The organism is Pseudoalteromonas sp. H105 (assembly GCF_001469215.1).
Lineage (GTDB): Bacteria > Pseudomonadota > Gammaproteobacteria > Enterobacterales > Alteromonadaceae > Pseudoalteromonas.
Genome location: NZ_LOFH01000001.1, coordinates 612,537 through 630,096, shown reverse-complemented (window position 1 = coordinate 630,096; position 17,560 = coordinate 612,537). Strand labels below are relative to the sequence as shown.

Genomic DNA, 17,560 nt, shown 5'->3' with positions numbered 1-17,560 from the left:
TAACTCCTAAATTTTAGTTTTGAACGATAATTAAATGTGGTTTTTAGCAATGGCGATGATTTTTCTTTTTGCAAAGAAAAAATGACGGCGTTTACCGCCCATTTGTCGCCAAAGTACAGCACTTCGAATACCCGCTAGTAATAGTGCGCGTATCTTGTGTTGTACTAACTGCTGTTTCAATAAATCAGGTTTGCCATAAACCTGAATGCGGTGCCCAAGGGGGCTAAGCACCTTTGAATATATATCTGCAAGGGCTGCAATTAATGTTGCATCAGTAATTGCAAAATGATCTAAACGTCGCTTTATGTCATCAATGCCTTTACCAAGATCAGCTAAGCTGCTTGATTTTGCACTAAGTGCGCGTTCAAGTTGCATTAGACCACCTACATACTTAACGATTTCAACATCTTTTTTCTCGCCAGCACTGAGCTGATCAAGTAAGCATTGATAACCTGATCTAAGATTTTCAGTTCCTTGATACACGTCTTCAGGTGAATCAGGGTTAGTAACGACAATACTTGAAAGTAACTTTTCAAGGTCATAATCATTGCTACTGCCATACTGTGCAATTTTTTGTACTTGCTTGGCTATTTGGCACATTGCGGCCAAAGCCATTACTTGGTTTTCAGTCATTATTTGATCACCGAATCAATGATCCCGCCACCAAGGCATACTTCATTAGCATAAAATACCGCTGATTGACCAGGCGTTACGGCTTTTTGCGGCTCATCAAATAACACGCGGGCTAAGCCATCATCGCCCACAAGGAGAGTACAGCTGATATCTTCTTGTCTATAACGTGTTTTAACTGTGCAACGAGTTGTGCCTTTAGGGCCTACTCTATCAACCCAATGTAGTTGGTTAGCATTTAAACCATTGCTATAAAGGCGAGGGTGGTCTTTACCTTGACCAACCACAAGTACATTGCGTTCAATATCTTTATCAACAACGTACCATGGCTCACCAGAGCCTTCTTTCATACCACCTATTAGCAAACCTTTACGCTGGCCAAGTGTGTGGTACATTAATCCTTCATGCTCACCGACGTTATTACCCTCTGTGTCTTCAATAACACCAGGTTGTGCAGGTAAGAATTTTTGTAAAAAGTCTTTAAATTTACGTTCACCGATAAAACAGATACCTGTGCTGTCTTTTTTATCGTGAGTTATGAGGTCTTGCTCTTCGGCAATACGGCGAACCTCAGGCTTAGCAATATCACCGACAGGGAAGAGTGTTTGGCCAATGTGCTCATGGCTTAGGGTGTATAGAAAATAACTTTGATCTTTATTGTCATCAAGGCCACGGCACATCACATATTTGTCATCACGAAGCTCGCGGCGCACATAATGGCCAGTAGCGATGTAATCAGCACCAAGTGCACCAGCTGCAAATTCAAGAAATGCTTTAAACTTTATTTCTTTATTACACATAATATCAGGATTTGGCGTACGACCGGCTTTGTATTCTGCTAAAAAATACTCAAAAACATTATCCCAATACTCGGCTGCAAAATTCACAGTGTGCAGTTCAATATCAAGCTTATCGCAGACCGCCTGTGCGTCTTTTAAATCCTCAGCAGCAGCACAATATTCATCATTATCATCTTCTTCCCAGTTCTTCATAAACAAGCCTTCAACTTGATAGCCTTGTTGTTTCAATAAATAAGCTGATACAGAAGAATCAACACCGCCGGACATGCCAACAATGACTTTAATGTGACTATTTTCGCTCATGGATATTTTCGCTTATACAGGTTGCTGTCATTTTATACTACTAACCATAAGAGAGAGAAAGAGTGTGAAATTTTAAACACTCACATAGCTTATGGCGTATGAAAGGCCGCGATTATAGCATGTAAAATAGAAGGCAAGCCACCCAAAATGCAAGTTTTGTCTTGCCTATAAAACACTAATTAATGATATGAGGAGGGCTTAAAAATGGCGCGGAATTTACCAGAGCTATTGTGTTCTCCCTAAGGGTAATTACTCACCTTGAAGTAATTTATACTCACCATTTTTAATATTATCTAATGTGTATTGTCCAATTTTATAACGAATTAACCTTAATGTTGGGTGTCCAATATGGGCTGTCATGCGTCTAACTTGTCGGTTTCTGCCTTCAGTTAAACTGATACTTAACCAGCTAGTAGGAATATTTTTGCGTTCTCTGACGGGGGGATTACGCGGCCATAAATGCGGAGGCTGGAGACGTTCCACATCTGCTGGGCGTGTCATGCCATCTTTTAAATGTACACCTTTGCGTAACGCTTCAATTGCCTCGTCTGACGGCACACCTTCAATTTGTACCCAGTATGTTTTACTGGTTTTTTTATTTGGCGCAGTAAGTGTGTTTTGCAATTTACCGCAATTAGTCAAAAGTAATAATCCTTCACTGTCTCTATCTAAACGACCCGCAGCATAGACGTCTTTAATATCAATAAAGTCAGCTAATGTTTGACGATTATTTTCATCAGTAAATTGGCATAACACATCAAATGGTTTGTTAAATAGAACAATTTTTCGCTCACTTAAAGGAATTTGTTCTTTGACTTCTCTTTTATTACTTGTGTGTAGCGGCTTTTTATTACGAGACGTTAAATCTCGACTAAAACTTCGCCCGCTGCTGCGCCTGTTTTTGGATGTATTTGTTGTCATCGTTATATGCACCGTGCTGGTTTTGGTAGTCCTGCAATTTTTGTGGCTTGCTTAGCCGGGCCTTTCGGGAAAAGCGTATATAGATAAATGCTGTTGCCTTTGTCTTCACCGAGCGCTTTAGCCATGGCTTTAACTAACATACGAATAGCGGGGCTTGTGTTGTATTCAAGGTAAAAGCCTCGTACAAAGTTTATAACCTCCCAATGCTGTTCAGTAAGATCAATATTTTCTTGTTCTGCTAATATTGATGCAAGCTCAGGTGTCCAGAGTTGATGATCAAGGAGATAGCCTTGTTTATCTGTTTCGATTTGTTGATTTTTAAATTCTAGCATGGTTACCAAGTTACAGACTGAGAGGAAGATAGGGTTTTTGCTACAAATATTTCATAATCGATTGCGGTATTTTGTTGCATAATTTCAATGTTGCGGGCTTTAGCGTCGTCCGATAAAAGTAAAAGCCTGTCACAAAGCTGAATATAAAGATTCTGTGAGTAGCAAGCATCCCCGACCAATAAAACAGTGTCGTTTTGTTGTATTAAGTTAACGAGTCGTTCATTGTCGTAATAACTAATGGGTTTTGATAAAATATGCAATGTACTCATAAGTTTACAACCTGTTGTTGTGCCCTAATTAATTGACTTTGCGCTTTAAAGTCCAAAGTTATGGCATCGATTATTAAATCATTTTTGTTCAGGTTGTAGTCAATCAAAGATTTCTCACATACATATATATTTTCAACGTCATAAATTTCTAATGTTTTTATGCTTTTAAAATAGTTTTTCAGTCCGACTGATTCAGGGGATTGATTTTGCTTTAATGCAAGGACCGCAGGGCCAGTAAACAACCAGCTTATGTTTTGCTCGATAGCAGCAAATATAAGAGTCATATCGAGGGCTTCTCGAATATGCATATCGTCAAAAGGGCTGTGTTGGCTTAATACTAGAACATTAATCATTTAAACTGCACCCATTTATCAGCATCACTTGCAAGCATCGCAAATTCTGCAAGACCTGCTACGGTAAATAACTCAGTAGCCGCAATATTAAGACCTCGTTTTTCAGCTGCTGTTATGCACAACATAAGTTTAATGCCACGTTCGTGTAGTGTTTGCCAAAGCGACGAAATAGCAAGCTCGTCGGTTGCTAAACTTATGTGTTCGCTGGCGTGATAAACCCCTTGTTGATATAAAAAGATGGTATCAACGTGATGGCCTTGATCCAAGCAAGTAGATGCAAATTTGAATAGTCGTTGAGTAGTGTCGTGATCTGACGGTGCGCTGTGTAGTGAAAGTACGAATCGTGCCAAAACATATCCAATAAAAAAGCCCCTAAAGAGGGGCTATTTTAACAGAACTATTTAATTAGTCATTATTTGCGCCAAGCAAGGCGAGTAATGAAGTAAATAAATTGTACACGCTTAAATATAAAGAAACAGTTGCACGAATATAATTTGTTTCTCCGCCGTTAATGATGCGGCTAGTATCAAACAAGATAAGTCCAGACATAATTAATACAACAGCAGCATTTAGTACCATAAACATTAAAGAGCTACCGATAAAAATATTAACGATGCTAGCAACGATAACAACAATAAGGCCAACTGTTAAAAAGCCACCCATAAATGAGAAGTCTTTTTTCGTGTTAAGTGCATACGCAGAAAGACCAAGAAAAATTAGCGCCGTAGATCCTAATGCTTGCATTATAAGCATAGGGCCATTAGGCATTGCTGCATAGTGATTTAAAAGTGGTCCTAGACCGGCACCCATTAAACCTGTGAAAGCAAATACCCATGCTACACCAGATGCGCTATCCGCTTTTTTATTGACTACAAAGAGTAAACCAAAAGAAATAAGTGTAAATACTAACCCCATAAAGTAGGGAAGATTCAAGGCCATTGAGATACCAGCTGTCACTGCACTAAATGCTAATGTCATGGCCAGTAAGAAATAAGTGTTTTTAAGCACTTTGTTTGTTTCAATGGTCGACATAACCGGCTTAGCGGTATTGTACGAATGATTAAATGCCATTGTAGAGCTCCTATAAATGAAACTTGTTGTAGTTCCGATGATTAACTTAGATATATAACTAAAGTTAGATTATCAAGACTTGTATATTTGGGCAAATGTTTGTAGTTCAATAGACCCACTTTAAAGAAAATAGTTCCCATTATGTTTGTTTTGTATACGGGGTTGTATTAAGAATATACAAATCAATTGTTTTTTAGTCACTTGGGCAATTTTTTGAAAAAAAAGCTTCACAAAAGCCAAAGCATTATCTATTATGCACGCCGTCGGAGAGATGGCAGAGTGGTCGAATGCACCGGTCTTGAAAACCGGCAGGGGTTTGTAGCCCCTCTAGGGTTCAAATCCCTATCTCTCCACCACCTAATTTAAACTAATTATGAGTACACTCTTACTTGTAATTTATAGCAGTTTCGGAGAGATGGCAGAGTGGTCGAATGCACCGGTCTTGAAAACCGGCAGGGGTTTGTAGCCCCTCTAGGGTTCAAATCCCTATCTCTCCACCATATAGTAAAGCCCGCTCATTGAGTGGGCTTTTTTATTGAAAAATTCAAATACCCTACGACCATAGTCTCAGTTTCGTACTTGCTAAACTTAATGCATCATTAAGGCTATTATTACCACGTTGTTTAGGACTACGCATGAAAAATAAGTTAGCCAAAAGTGTTGCTTTGTCGCTACTTTCCCCTGTTATTATTGGTACTGTACTGGGTGTTTATTATGCCTTAACACTGCAAGGTGATTCACTTTCTATATTTTTTAACCTTCTTATTAGCGCAATTGCCAATGCACACATCGTCGGTTTGACTATGGCGGCGTTTGTGGTTCCTGGGTATTTACTGATGTACAAATATGCAAAAGTTAATTATTCAGGTGTATTAACGTTAGGTTTACTCGGAGGAGCTGTTTTCAGTTACTTATTAAGTGCAACGCAGGGAATGGTTTTTTTGATTAATACTGTCATGTCAGCGTTAGCAGCGGGCTTATTTTTATATGGACTGAGAAAAGCAGCTATAAAAAAGAGTGCACCGCAATAGTGGAAATATTAATCAAGCCTACTGAAAATTAGCGTAAATTGCTTTTTTTTGCCTTGAAAAGGTTTCAATTATTGGCCACAAAGAGTACCTTTACCTACTGTATGTTTGATAAGAAGTAGTTTGGTATGCAAAAGCAAGAATTTTACCAGTCATTAGTTAAACAAACTGAGTCGCTAATTACTGGTGAGACTAACATTATAGCCAATATGGCTAACATAAGTGCGCTGCTTTTTACATCATTAGACGATGTGAATTGGGCGGGCTTTTACCTAATGGACTCCCCATCAGAATTAGTACTAGGGCCGTTTCAAGGCAACCCTGCGTGTATTCGTATTCCTGTAGGAAAAGGGGTTTGTGGAACGGCAGCTTCGACTGCAAAAACTCAACTAGTAGAAGATGTTCACGCATTTACTGGTCACATAGCCTGTGATGCCGCATCAAATTCTGAAATAGTGATACCTATCCACAAAAACGGAGAAGTATTTGCTGTATTGGATATCGACAGCCCGAGTCTTGCTCGTTTTGATAGCGATGATAAACAGGGTCTTGAAGCATTAGTAACGTGTTTTGAGGCTACGCTTGCATGAAAGATTTGATAAATGTACAGGATTATCTTTTTGCCACCGCTGATGTAGGCGATTGGGAAGGAGATGAAGAACACGTAGCGGAAACGCTAAACGATTTAATTCACATTGCTTGGGATCGTCTTCCTGATGAACTTGAGTGTGAGTTAATCGATGAGATTATTAATGGTATTTGGGAACACCTTCGTGGCGATATGGCGCTTATAGAGGCTGAGTTCGAAGAGTTGACCGACTGGGTAACACACTATGTCGATTCGTCAATTGATGAAAAGATGTAACAAAAGGTTCTAAAATGGAAACCACAAACAAGCTAAAAGATATCAACGAAGTACTGGAATTTTTATACCAAGAATTTCCACAATGTTTTAAACAAAAAGACGGCATCAAACCGCTAAAGGTAGGTATCTTTAAAGATATTGCTGAGCGTATTGAAGGTTCTGAGAAAGTAAGTAAAACTCAGGTTCGTCAGGCTTTAAGAAAATACACATCTAACTGGCGTTATTTAGAAGCCGTTACTAAGTCTGAATTCCGCATCGACCTAGATGGAAATCAGGGTGAAAAAGTAGAGCAAGAGCATATTGATCATGCTCAAAAAGCGCTTGAAGAAAGCCGTGCTAAAATGGCTAAACGCAAAAAAGCACAGCGCCCTCGTAATGACTCAGACACAAAATCTTACAAAAAGAAATCAGGGCAATTTGCCAAAAATGGTGATAAAACCGCTAAGGTTAATAACAAGGTTAAAGTTAAACTTGGCCAAGCACTTGTTAATGCAACTATCACTGAAGTGAACAAAGATGATGTTCATGTTGAATTAGTGACAGGCATGCAAGTTAAAACAAAAGCAGACAGCCTTTACATAGTTTAAGCTGTATATAAATTAAGGAGTTGTGTATGAGTCAGAAGTTTACGCTCATTCCGTTAGTCGCGGCCCTCTATTCGGGGTCTTTATTTGCATCGGCAGACGTAGTCGATGTTTTGACCGCAAAAGACTTGCCAGTTTTGGAGCAAGAAAGTCAGCATAGTACGGCTAGCAAGCGAGTGACTAACTTATTTACTCGTGCACACTATAAACCTATTCGTTTTAATGACGCACTTTCTAGTAAAGTGTTTGATCGTTATATCGAATCCCTTGATTTTAATAAAAGCGTCTTTTTGGCTGCGGATGTTGCTTCTTTTGAGCAATACCGCAACCAATTTGATAATGCATTGACGACAGGCAAGCTCGATTTCACGTTTGACATATTCAATTTGAGTATGCAGAGACGTTTCGAGCGTTATGAATATTCATTGAAACTGCTTGAAACAGAAATGACTTTTGATAAAGACGACGAATACTATTATGACCGTGAAGATGCACAATGGGCGTCTTCACAAGCCGAACTTGATGAACTTTGGCGAGAACGTGTTAAATATGATGCGCTTCGATTAAAAATGACTGGTAAAGATTGGCCAGGTATTAAAAAAATACTTGCCAAGCGTTACCAAAACGCACAAAAACGTTTAGTACAAACTAAAAGTGAAGATGCGTTTCAAATTGTTATGAATTCATTCGCTAGAAGTATCGAGGCTCACACCTCTTACCTTTCTCCACGTCGAGCTGAACAGTTTAAAATGGACATGGATCTCGAATTAGAAGGGATTGGTGCTGTATTAGGCTATGATGAAGATTACACAGTAATTCGTAGTTTAGTTCCCGGTGGCCCTGCGGATAAATCAGAGCAAGTAAAAGCAGACGATCGTATTATTGGTGTAGCGCAAGATGGCGAAGAGTTTGTTGATATTATTGGTTGGCGTTTAGATGATGTTGTTGACCTCATCAAAGGTCCTAAAGGAACTAAGGTTCGTTTACAATATCTTAAGGGTGCTGATACCCATGGTACGCCAAAAATAGTTGAAATTGTTAGAGACAAAATACGACTAGAAGACCGCGCTGCTAAATCAGAAGTATTCGAAGCCACCTACTCTGATCTTACTAGTAAGATTGGTGTAATAGAAATTCCAGGGTTTTACAATAATCTTTCTAAAGATGTAAAAGTTGAGTTAGCAAAATTACAAGAAGCTAAGGTTGATGGCATTATTATTGACCTTAGGCAAAACGGCGGTGGTTCTTTATATGAAGCCACACAACTTTCAGGTCTGTTTTTTGATCAGGGCCCCGTTGTTCAAATACATACCTTAAACAACCGCATTGAAGAACAAAAAGACAGGGACGGTATAACCTTTTATGATGGTCCATTAACAGTCTTGGTTGATCGTTATAGTGCTTCAGCTTCTGAAATATTTGCGGCTGCTATGCAAGACTATGGCAGGGCAATTGTGATAGGCGAACAAACGTTTGGAAAAGGTACTGTACAGCAGCATAAGCCGCTGGGTCGAGCTTATGATTTGTATGATAACGCGCTGGGTAGTGTGCAATATACCATTGCGAAATTTTATCGAATAAATGGTGGTAGCACACAACATAAAGGTGTTATTCCAGATATTTCATTCCCTTCAGCAATAAATCCTGCAGAGTGGGGTGAAAGCCAAGAAGATAACGCTTTGCCTTGGGATAGTATTATTCGTGCAAACTATAATTCAGTTGATAATTTAAACTCGGCAATTAGCCATATTACTAAGCAACACTTTGATCGTATTAAGGCCGAGCCTGAGTTTAATTATGTGTTTGAAGATATTGCTCGTTATAACGAGGAAAAAGATCGTAAAACGATTTCGTTAGTTGAAGCGAATCGTATTAAAGAGAAAGAAGAGAATGATGCGTTAGCGCTTAAGCGGACTAATGAACGTTTAGTCCGTCTTGGTGAGCAACCAGTTAAAGACCTCGATGATGTGCCTGATGTACTTGATCGCTTGGATCCATTTCTTGAAGAAGCAGCTCTAATCACACAGGACTACATTAATTTTGGGCGTCTCGCTAAAAAATAGACGCTTTTTAACACTTTAAAAAAGGCGCTTAAGCGCCTTTTTTGCTGCCTAAAGCATATGAAATTGCTATAATCGTCCATTAAACCCAGATAGAGGTAATGTTCAACATTTTCTCTCTGTGCTAAAAATAATAATTAAGCGTGTATAAAATAACGCGTGGGAGTTTCAAATTTGAATCCAATAGAAGAAAAACCTATCAACAAAGCGAGTTTTTTGGACGCGCTAATCCCTATCTCTGTGCTGATCTGTTTATTAGGTGCCGCTGTGTATTTATTTGGTGATAGTTCATCATCAGGGCCGAATCAAATTGCATTGTTATTTGCAACGTTTACCGCTGCTTTAGTCGGACTAAAAAACGGTTACACATGGAAAAAATTAGAACAGGCGATGATTGAAGGTATTACCTTGTCACTCGGCGCTATTTTAATTTTATTAATGGTGGGCGCCTTAATTGGTACTTGGTTACTATCAGGTACAGTGCCTACGCTGATTTACTATGGTTTGCAGGTTATTAACCCAAGCTGGTTCTATGCAGCGAGTTGTTTAATATGTGGTATTGTAGCAATGAGCATAGGAAGTTCATGGACGACAGCTGCCACCATTGGTACTGCATTGCTAGGTGTTGCTACAGGTCTTGGTTTAGATCCGGTCGTTACTGCGGGTGCCGTTATTTCAGGCGCCTATTTTGGTGATAAATTAAGTCCTCTTTCAGAAACCACCAACCTTGCACCTGCTGTTGTTGGTGCTGATTTATTTGAACATATACACCACATGCTGTGGACAACCGTCCCTAGCTTTATCATTGCATTGATTATTTTTATTGTGATGGGCTTTAATGCCAGTGCAGAAAATGAAGCTGGTCGTATTGATGAAATAACCCTTATTCTAGAACAGAATTTTAATATTGGTTTAGAGATGTTGGTTCCTTTGATTGTATTACTTGCATTAGCGATAAAGAAAATGCCAGCGTTTCCTGCAATATCTATTGGTGCAGTTATCGGTGCTGTGTGGGCAATGTTGTTCCAGTCAGACTTAATAGCAAGCCAAATTGATGTATCTCAAGGCCATTTAATTGGTTATTTTAAGCTGATATGGGCTACATTTTTTGACGGATTCAATATCATTACTGGTGATGAAAAAATGGATTCACTTCTCAGCGGAGGAGGGATGGCTGGAATGTTGACCACCACTTGGCTGATTATGACTGCGTTAATGTTTGGTGCGATTATGGAAAAAACGGGCTTATTAGATATATTCGTTAAAAGTATACTAAAAATAGCGAAAAGCACGGGTTCACTTATCACAGCAACGATTGCGACGTGTATAGGGACTAACGTAATTGCTGCTGATCAATACATCGCCATTGTTGTACCAGGCCGCATGTACAAAGACGAATATGAAAAGCGAGGTTTAAAGCCTGTTAATTTATCAAGAACATTAGAAGATGGCGGTACAATTACAAGTCCGCTCATTCCTTGGAATACATGTGGTGCTTATATGCAAAGTGTATTACATGTAAACCCGCTAGATTATTTATTCTATGCTTTCTTCAACCTAATAAATCCATTATTGGCCGTTGTGTACGCTTATTTAGGCGTTAAAATTTTACGCATAAAGCCAAAGCAACACATATGAAATAAATGCTCCTCCTTGGTGGAGGAGCCCATTTGGAGTTCCTATGACTGCAATAAACAAGCCGCAAACTCAATATCTTAAAGACTACCAAGCCCCTGATTTTAAAATTGAACATGTCGATCTTACCTTTGAATTAAAACCACTAAATACCCGTGTTACTGCTGTTTTACAATTAGAAAGAACTGTTGAAAATGATGTGGATTTAGTTTTAGATGGCGTTGATTTAACACTTATCTCAGTTGAGTTAGATGGTGCTGACTACGGTGATTTCCATGTCGAAAATGAGCAGTTGCGCATAAAGAATCTCCCTTTTAGTTGTCAATTACGTATTGTTACAGAAACGTCTCCAGATACTAACTCTTCATTGGAAGGGCTTTACCTTTCTGGTGGTGCGTATTGTACTCAATGTGAAGCGCAAGGTTTCAGAAAAATAACATACTTTTTAGACAGACCTGATGTGCTTGCTAGCTTTGATGTAACAATAATAGCCGAGCAAAAATATAAGCACCTTTTGTCAAACGGCAACAAGATTGCTGAAGGTCAACTGGATAATGGCCTTCACTTTGCTAAATGGCAGGATCCATTTAAAAAACCAAGTTACTTATTTGCTCTAGTTGCAGGTACGTTCGATGTACTCACAGATACTTACACTACTAAAAGTGGCCGTAATGTTGAGCTTGCATTGTTTGTTGATAAGGGAAATCTATCTAAAACACCTCATGCTATTGAATCTTTGAAGAGGTCAATGCAATGGGATGAAGAACGTTTCAACCTTGAATATGATCTTGATATTTATATGATCGTCGCAGTGGATTTTTTCAATATGGGGGCAATGGAAAATAAAGGGCTAAATATATTTAACTCTAAATGTGTCTTAGCAAACCAAGAAACAGCAACAGATAAAGATTACCATACTATTGAATCAATAGTTGGGCATGAATACTTTCATAACTGGACTGGAAACCGTGTGACTTGCCGAGACTGGTTTCAGCTCTCGTTAAAAGAGGGGTTAACGGTATTTCGTGATCAAGAGTTTAGTAGTGATTTAGGCTCACGAGCCCTTAATCGTATTGATGCAGTGAAAGTAATGCGCACGCATCAGTTTAGTGAAGATGCTGGCCCCATGTCACACCCTATAAGGCCAGAAAAAGTAATCGAAATGAATAACTTTTACACTGTCACTGTTTATGATAAGGGGGCAGAAGTGATTCGTATGATGCATACATTACTGGGTGAAGAAAAGTTCCAACAAGGCATGGAACTGTATTTTGAACGTCATGATGGCCAAGCGGTCACGTGTGATGACTTTGTTTGCGCAATGAACGATGCATCGGGTATTGACCTTTCTCAGTTTAGGCGTTGGTATAGCCAAGCGGGAACGCCACGATTATCTGTAAGTCAATCATTTGATGAGAGCACAGGCACGTTAAAATTAACGATAGAGCAGCAGCCTCCAAGTAATTACCTTGAGAATAAGCCTCTGCATATTCCATTTGCTTTAGAACTACTAGATGAGCAAGGCATTAGTCTTGATCTCAAATTTGAAAATACCTTCATTGATTCTGTATTAAATGTTACACAGCCATATCAAGAGTTTCAGTTTGATGGTTTTAAAACTCAACCTGTCGCTGTGTTACTTGAAGACTTTTCAGCCCCGTGTATTTTGAATCATGAAATTGATGAAGGTCAGCTCTTACATATAATGCGCTATGCACGTAGTGACTTTTCACGGTGGGACGCTCAGCAGACGCTGTTTATTAATGCTGTAAAACAGGCTGTAAAAAGTGGAAAGGATGTTTCACTCAGTGATGATGTCATAAACACACTACATGAGCTTGTGACCAATACAAAAGGTGATCTCGCACTGACAGCAGAGCTTTTGAAACTTCCTACATTTGATGCGCTTGCAGCTGAGTTTGAAATAATACCCGTTGATGAGATAGTGCAAACAATAGTGCGTTTCGAACAACAAATAGCTCAACAGTTATATCAACCTCTTCTAGATTGCTACAACAGCCTTATAGATGATGGTGCTATTAGCCCATTTTCTGTTGCAATACGTGCTTTAAAAGGACAATGTTTACACTATTTAGCTAAGGCTGGAACCAATGATGCTGCGGATTGTTTAGTCGTTGCTGCTAATTCTAGCAATATGACTAATGTTTTAGCGAGTCTAAGTGCAGCAGTGAAAGCCCAACACCCACTTTGCGATGAATTACTCGCTAAGTTTGATAGTCAATGGCGTCATGATGTACTCGTGATGGACAAATGGTTCGCTTTACAAGCTATGCAGTCCAAAAATGGAGCGATTGAGCAAATAAAACACTTATATGATCACCCATGTTTTGATTTTTCTAACCCTAATAGAGTACGTGCATTGGTAGGAAGTTTTAGTCATTTCAACACGGCTCAATTTCACCGTGAGGACGGCGCAGGGTATGCGCTTTTAGGGGATTTACTAATAAAGCTCAATGCAATTAATCCTCAAAATGCATCTCGAATGCTCACACCGTTCATGTCGTGGAAACGCTACGACGAAAAACGTGCTCAGGGAATGAAAACTCAATTAATGCGCTTAGCTTCTTTGGAAGGCCTAAGTGATGATGTATTCGAAAAAGTTGAAAAAGCACTAAAATAAATATGCGTGAGTATTACTTTTTACTGAATCTGACTTACCAGCAATGTTTAGATTACTACGATGGTAAGTACAGATCAGTCCAAGTTATTGAGGATGGTGGCAAAAAGGTTCGCTTTGACGCGCATCATTTACGTCCTTTTATTTCTTCTTTAGGGATAAGAGGGCGCTTTCGTTTATTGCTAACATTCGAAAATAAGTTTGTACGATTAGAACGGGTAAGCTGAGTTTTTCTAAAAAATTTACATATTTATATTGTATTTTTGTTAATTCAATTTGTCCTATTGTTAATTTACGTGTATAAATTATCTGGTAGGACGTCTTACCATTACGTAAACGCCAACTAAATTGTAAATTTATGGTCGTTTGAACGCGTTCTGTTTGTAATTTTTATGTTTCGGTTCTATCGTTACTACTACACTAAAAACAACAACTTGATCACAAAATACCCGCGACAGGGGGAACACACAATGATAAGAAGATCGCTTTTTGTTAAAAACAAAATAGTTTTAGGCCTAGCAGCTGCAACGCTTGGTTTATCTGCCGGTTCAGTTAACGCTGCTAACTTTGAGGTTGGTGGCTTTGACGTAACGTTTGATTCAAATTTTTCATATGGACAAAGTATACGTGTCGAAGACCGTGACTTTTCTCATATTGGTAAGAGTAATAACCCAGCATTCAATTGGACAGGTTACAACTCTGCGCTAAACCCAATCTACTCTTCGGCAGATGTTTGGGCGCAAGATGGCGCCTATTCTAATAATGGTGATGCAGGCAACCTTAATTTTGACAGCGGTGATTCGTTTTCTAAATTATTAAAAGGAACGCATGATTTATCAATCAGTAAAGACAATTATGGTTTCTTTACTCGCTTCATGTATTTCTATGATTTTGAACTGATGGACGGTGACCGCGCTTATATGAACCCAACATCAGGTTCGAGTGTGGATCCATGTGATGACAAAGATACTAAAGAGCAAGTATGTGCAGATGTACGTTTACTAGATGCTTACGCATGGGCTAACTTTGATTTAAACGGTGGTAACAATCCACTGTCTATCCGTTTAGGTCAGCAAGTTGTTAACTGGGGTGAGAGTACACTTATATCCCATGGTATCAATGTAAACCCCGTTGATATAGACCGTCTAAAAGCCCCTGGTTCTGAGCTTAAAGAAGCGTTTATCCCTGTTGGTATGCTTTGGGCATCATTAGGTATCACTGAAAATATAAACCTTGAAGCTTTTTATCAATATCAATGGCATGAAACACGCTTACCTGTAGCGGGTAGTTATTTCTCTACCAATGATTTTGCGTCAGAAAATGGCTATCAGCAAAATATTCAACTCGGCTTTACTGCTAACCCAGATATTGACCTTGAGTTTTTGACAAACAGCCTAAATTCACTGCAACAAAATTGGGTTGCAGCAGCCACTGCACAAGGTATCAATCCGCAAAGTGCTGAAGGTCAAGCTCTTCTAGCTAATATGTATTTGGCTTATCCAACAAAAGTCGCTCTTAAGGGTAAAGGCAATGCTGGCAAAACGGATCCTGATAACGGTGGTCAATATGGCCTACGTTTAGGTATGTTTCTTCCTGAGCTAAATGATACTGAGGTTGCGCTTTATCACATTAACTACCACAGCCGTCGTCCGCTTATTTCTGGTAAAGTTTCAAACTTTACTAGCGAAGCAATTGGTGCGGATTTAGCGATGATTTTGTCTCCAGATGTTACTATCACAGAAGACAACGTGACTGACCTTAATGCGTTTACACAAGGCCAGTTAGTATATCCTGAGGATATTAAGTTGTACGGCTTAAGTTTTAACACGTCGTTGGGTGAAACTGCATTTGCGGGTGAGTTTACGTTCCGTGAAGATGAGCCTCTTCAAATTGATGATGTGGAACTTCTTTATGCTGGTATGCCAGAGCAACTCGCCGTAGCAGGACTACGACCAGACCTTGCAGGTATTTCGCAAATGAGTGAAGGCGATGCAACAAGTGTTGTAGGTCCAGGTGAAACAGCTCAAGGTTACATTGTTCGTAATACAGCACAATTACAATTCACCGCCACGCATTTGTTTGGCCCTTCACTCGGTGCAGATAGTTGGGCCGTTGTGGGTGAAGTAGGGGGTGTGCGTATTAATGATTTACCTGAATACGATGAATTACGTTTGAACGTATCAGGTACTGGTCGAAGTGGTGTTATCACTGGCCCGGGATCAGTTGATTACTCGACACTACATTTAGGGCTTTCAAATGGTCCTGAAACTAACCCATTCCCAACAGCATCAGCTTGGGGTTATCGTTTAATCGCAAAAGGCGATTACTATAATTTCTTCAAAGGTGTGAACTTTTCACCCCGTTTTGTATTTTCTCATGACGTAAATGGTATCACTCCTGATCCAATGTTCTTGTTCATTGAAGATCGCAAGTCATTAGGTATGACCATGAACTTTAACTATCAAAATGCTTGGTCATTTGACTTTAGTTACAATACGTTCTGGGGTGGCGGTCAAACAAATACTTTCTCTGACCGTGATTATGTTTCTTTCAATATTAAATATTCAATTTAAGGGTATCATCATGATAAAAAAACCTACCCTCATTGCACTGGCAGTGTGTGGCTTATTTGCCACAAACGCTGTTTTTGCTAAAATGACGAGCGAAGAAGTTGCTCGTTTAGGCAATGATTTAACGCCAGTTGGCGCAGAAAAAGCTGGTAACGCTGACGGTTCTATTCCAGCATGGACTGGCGGTATTACTAAGGCACCTGCTGGTTATACCCCAGGTATGCACCATATTGACCCATTTGCAGACGATAAAGTATTATTTACAATCGACAAATCAAATGTAGCTCAATACAAAGATCACCTTAGCCCTGGCCAAGTTGCTTTATTTGAAGCGTACCCAGATACTTTCAAAATGAATATCTATACAACTCGTCGAAGCGCTTCAAACCCGCAATTTGTTTATGACGCGACAAAAAAATATGCCCCTACAGCTGAATTAGTTGAAGGTGGTAACGGTATTAAGAATACAGCCATTGGTATACCGTTTCCAATTCCCAAAGATGGTTTAGAGGCGATTTGGAATCATCTACTACGCTACCGTGGTTTATCAATTGAACGATTTGGTGGACAAGCTGCACCGACCGCTTCTGGCTCTTACAATATGGTTGGGTTTGATGAACAGTTGCTTGTTAAATATTCTGATCCAGCGGTTACGCCAGCTGAATTGCAAGAATCTAATATTTTGTTTAAGTTTAAACAAAAAGTAACGCAGCCAGCACGACTAGCGGGCACAGCTTTACTTGTTCATGAAACAATGGACCAGATATTGACCCCTCGCCAAGCATGGACTTACAACACAGGACAACGTCGTGTTCGTCGTGCACCTAACGTAGCATATGATGCACCAGGCACAGCAGCCGATAGCTTACGTACTACTGATGATTTTGATATGTTTAATGGCTCACCAAACCGCTATACATGGACGCTCAAAGGTAAACAAGAGCTTTATATTCCTTATAATAGCTATAAGTTGCACAGTGACAAGCTAGAGTATGATGATATCTTGATGGCCGGTCATGTTAATCCTGAACACGTACGTTATGAAAAGCACCGTGTGTGGGTTGTTGAGGCAAATTTAAAAGAAGACACTCGCCACATTTATAAAAAACGTGTTTTTTATATAGATGAAGATAGCTGGCAAGTACACGTGACAGACATCTATGATAATCGTGATCAAATGTATCGTGTAGGTATGGCGCATGGTTTAAATTACTATGACGCCCTAACTAACTGGAGTACGCTGGATGTTTATCATGATCTTAACTCTCGTCGTTATCTTGCAATTGGTTTAGATAACCAAGAGAAAATGTATGATTTCTCTAAATCATTCAATGACAACGAGTTTACGTCTAACGCATTACGTCGCGAAGGTCGTTAAAATAAGACAGGCACCTAATTATAATTAGGTGCCTTTTATCAATTCACGTTTGTCTTTCTGACACTCACTGGTTTTTCCATTTGCACGATTGACAACAAACTTACTCTCCTCAAGGCGATTTTA

Annotated in this window: 18 protein-coding genes and 2 tRNA genes; 12 read left to right on the top strand and 8 right to left on the bottom strand. The window is 39.4% G+C overall.

The genetic code is table 11. The annotated features are described in order from the left end of the window. Positions 1-30 precede the first annotated feature (30 nt). The 8 genes from hflD to ATS75_RS02705 form a co-directional block, all read right to left on the bottom strand. The gene (gene hflD, locus ATS75_RS02740) at positions 31-633 is read right to left on the bottom strand and encodes a high frequency lysogenization protein HflD (protein ID WP_058558881.1); all 603 of its coding nucleotides are present in this window, start codon (positions 631-633) and stop codon (positions 31-33) included. Next, positions 633-1,733: a tRNA 2-thiouridine(34) synthase MnmA gene (gene mnmA / locus ATS75_RS02735; RefSeq protein WP_058558880.1), complete on the bottom strand. Its 1,101-nt coding sequence runs from the start codon at positions 1,731-1,733 to the stop codon at positions 633-635. Before mnmA ends, hflD begins: the two co-directional genes overlap by 1 nt. Positions 1,734-1,982: 249 nt before the next feature. Next, the gene (locus ATS75_RS02730) at positions 1,983-2,654 is read right to left on the bottom strand and encodes a pseudouridine synthase (RefSeq protein ID WP_058558879.1); all 672 of its coding nucleotides are present in this window, start codon (positions 2,652-2,654) and stop codon (positions 1,983-1,985) included. A 2-nt stretch (positions 2,655-2,656) separates the two neighbouring features. After that, the gene (locus ATS75_RS02725) at positions 2,657-2,986 is read right to left on the bottom strand and encodes a TusE/DsrC/DsvC family sulfur relay protein (RefSeq protein WP_058558878.1); all 330 of its coding nucleotides are present in this window, start codon (positions 2,984-2,986) and stop codon (positions 2,657-2,659) included. 2 nt (positions 2,987-2,988) lie between these two features. After that, positions 2,989-3,255, bottom strand: coding sequence for a DsrH/TusB family sulfur metabolism protein (locus ATS75_RS02720; protein ID WP_058558877.1), 267 nt, complete (start codon positions 3,253-3,255; stop codon positions 2,989-2,991). Further along, on the bottom strand, positions 3,252-3,608 hold the full coding sequence (tusC, locus tag ATS75_RS02715) for a sulfurtransferase complex subunit TusC (RefSeq protein WP_058558876.1): 357 nt from the start codon (positions 3,606-3,608) through the stop codon (positions 3,252-3,254). Before tusC ends, ATS75_RS02720 begins: the two co-directional genes overlap by 4 nt. Continuing rightward, complete coding sequence (tusD, locus tag ATS75_RS02710) at positions 3,605-3,958, bottom strand: sulfurtransferase complex subunit TusD (RefSeq protein WP_058558875.1); 354 nt, start codon at positions 3,956-3,958, stop codon at positions 3,605-3,607. Before tusD ends, tusC begins: the two co-directional genes overlap by 4 nt. A gap of 55 nt (positions 3,959-4,013) precedes the next feature. Further along, entirely contained in the window at positions 4,014-4,679 is a 666-nt protein-coding gene (locus tag ATS75_RS02705) for a Bax inhibitor-1/YccA family protein (protein ID WP_058558874.1), read from the bottom strand. Positions 4,680-4,944: 265 nt separating this feature from the next. Between ATS75_RS02705 and ATS75_RS02700 the strand changes: the two genes are divergently transcribed. The 12 genes from ATS75_RS02700 to ATS75_RS02645 all read left to right on the top strand — a co-directional run bounded on the left by ATS75_RS02700 (position 4,945) and on the right by ATS75_RS02645 (position 17,437). Next, positions 4,945-5,035, top strand: a tRNA-Ser gene (locus ATS75_RS02700). A gap of 53 nt (positions 5,036-5,088) precedes the next feature. Beyond that, positions 5,089-5,179, top strand: a tRNA-Ser gene (locus ATS75_RS02695). 135 nt (positions 5,180-5,314) lie between these two features. After that, positions 5,315-5,710, top strand: a complete 396-nt coding sequence (locus ATS75_RS02690) for a hypothetical protein (RefSeq protein ID WP_058558873.1) — start codon at positions 5,315-5,317, stop codon at positions 5,708-5,710. Between the two features lie 125 nt (positions 5,711-5,835). Continuing rightward, on the top strand, positions 5,836-6,297 hold the full coding sequence (locus tag ATS75_RS02685; protein WP_058558872.1) for a GAF domain-containing protein: 462 nt from the start codon (positions 5,836-5,838) through the stop codon (positions 6,295-6,297). Next, the gene (locus ATS75_RS02680) at positions 6,294-6,572 is read left to right on the top strand and encodes a hypothetical protein (protein ID WP_058558871.1); all 279 of its coding nucleotides are present in this window, start codon (positions 6,294-6,296) and stop codon (positions 6,570-6,572) included. Before ATS75_RS02685 ends, ATS75_RS02680 begins: the two co-directional genes overlap by 4 nt. Positions 6,573-6,586: 14 nt before the next feature. Beyond that, complete coding sequence (gene proQ, locus ATS75_RS02675; protein WP_058558870.1) at positions 6,587-7,159, top strand: RNA chaperone ProQ; 573 nt, start codon at positions 6,587-6,589, stop codon at positions 7,157-7,159. A 26-nt stretch (positions 7,160-7,185) separates the two neighbouring features. Next, complete coding sequence (gene prc, locus ATS75_RS02670; RefSeq protein ID WP_058558869.1) at positions 7,186-9,219, top strand: carboxy terminal-processing peptidase; 2,034 nt, start codon at positions 7,186-7,188, stop codon at positions 9,217-9,219. A gap of 171 nt (positions 9,220-9,390) precedes the next feature. Beyond that, on the top strand, positions 9,391-10,854 hold the full coding sequence (gene nhaC / locus ATS75_RS02665) for a Na+/H+ antiporter NhaC (protein WP_058558868.1): 1,464 nt from the start codon (positions 9,391-9,393) through the stop codon (positions 10,852-10,854). Between the two features lie 43 nt (positions 10,855-10,897). After that, positions 10,898-13,492 (top strand): aminopeptidase N, encoded by a 2,595-nt coding sequence (gene pepN, locus ATS75_RS02660; protein WP_058558867.1) that lies wholly within the window; start codon positions 10,898-10,900, stop codon positions 13,490-13,492. 2 nt (positions 13,493-13,494) lie between these two features. Beyond that, positions 13,495-13,716, top strand: a complete 222-nt coding sequence (locus ATS75_RS02655; protein ID WP_058558866.1) for a DUF2835 family protein — start codon at positions 13,495-13,497, stop codon at positions 13,714-13,716. 243 nt (positions 13,717-13,959) lie between these two features. Next, a complete protein-coding gene (locus ATS75_RS02650) occupies positions 13,960-16,062 on the top strand; it encodes a DUF1302 domain-containing protein (protein WP_058558865.1) in 2,103 nt (700 codons plus the stop codon). Positions 16,063-16,072: 10 nt separating this feature from the next. Beyond that, positions 16,073-17,437 carry a DUF1329 domain-containing protein gene (locus ATS75_RS02645; RefSeq protein ID WP_058559079.1) on the top strand — a complete coding sequence of 455 codons (1,365 nt, stop codon included), beginning with the start codon at positions 16,073-16,075 and terminating at the stop codon, positions 17,435-17,437. Positions 17,438-17,560: the final 123 nt, after the last annotated feature.

Bases quoted from the DNA above. Each gene is read 5' to 3' on its own strand.
- ATS75_RS02725 (WP_058558878.1), bottom strand. From the start codon at position 2,986: ATGCTAGAATTTAAAAATCAACAAATCGAAACAGATAAACAAGGCTAT.
- ATS75_RS02685 (WP_058558872.1), top strand. From the start codon at position 5,836: ATGCAAAAGCAAGAATTTTACCAGTCATTAGTTAAACAAACTGAGTCG.
- mnmA (WP_058558880.1), bottom strand. From the start codon at position 1,733: ATGAGCGAAAATAGTCACATTAAAGTCATTGTTGGCATGTCCGGCGGT.
- ATS75_RS02705 (WP_058558874.1), bottom strand. From the start codon at position 4,679: ATGGCATTTAATCATTCGTACAATACCGCTAAGCCGGTTATGTCGACC.
- pepN (WP_058558867.1), top strand. From the start codon at position 10,898: ATGACTGCAATAAACAAGCCGCAAACTCAATATCTTAAAGACTACCAA.
- ATS75_RS02655 (WP_058558866.1), top strand. From the start codon at position 13,495: ATGCGTGAGTATTACTTTTTACTGAATCTGACTTACCAGCAATGTTTA.
- proQ (WP_058558870.1), top strand. From the start codon at position 6,587: ATGGAAACCACAAACAAGCTAAAAGATATCAACGAAGTACTGGAATTT.
- tusC (WP_058558876.1), bottom strand. From the start codon at position 3,608: ATGATTAATGTTCTAGTATTAAGCCAACACAGCCCTTTTGACGATATG.
- ATS75_RS02730 (WP_058558879.1), bottom strand. From the start codon at position 2,654: ATGACAACAAATACATCCAAAAACAGGCGCAGCAGCGGGCGAAGTTTT.
- ATS75_RS02720 (WP_058558877.1), bottom strand. From the start codon at position 3,255: ATGAGTACATTGCATATTTTATCAAAACCCATTAGTTATTACGACAAT.
- ATS75_RS02680 (WP_058558871.1), top strand. From the start codon at position 6,294: ATGAAAGATTTGATAAATGTACAGGATTATCTTTTTGCCACCGCTGAT.
- ATS75_RS02650 (WP_058558865.1), top strand. From the start codon at position 13,960: ATGATAAGAAGATCGCTTTTTGTTAAAAACAAAATAGTTTTAGGCCTA.
- prc (WP_058558869.1), top strand. From the start codon at position 7,186: ATGAGTCAGAAGTTTACGCTCATTCCGTTAGTCGCGGCCCTCTATTCG.
- hflD (WP_058558881.1), bottom strand. From the start codon at position 633: ATGACTGAAAACCAAGTAATGGCTTTGGCCGCAATGTGCCAAATAGCC.
- ATS75_RS02645 (WP_058559079.1), top strand. From the start codon at position 16,073: ATGATAAAAAAACCTACCCTCATTGCACTGGCAGTGTGTGGCTTATTT.
- ATS75_RS02690 (WP_058558873.1), top strand. From the start codon at position 5,315: ATGAAAAATAAGTTAGCCAAAAGTGTTGCTTTGTCGCTACTTTCCCCT.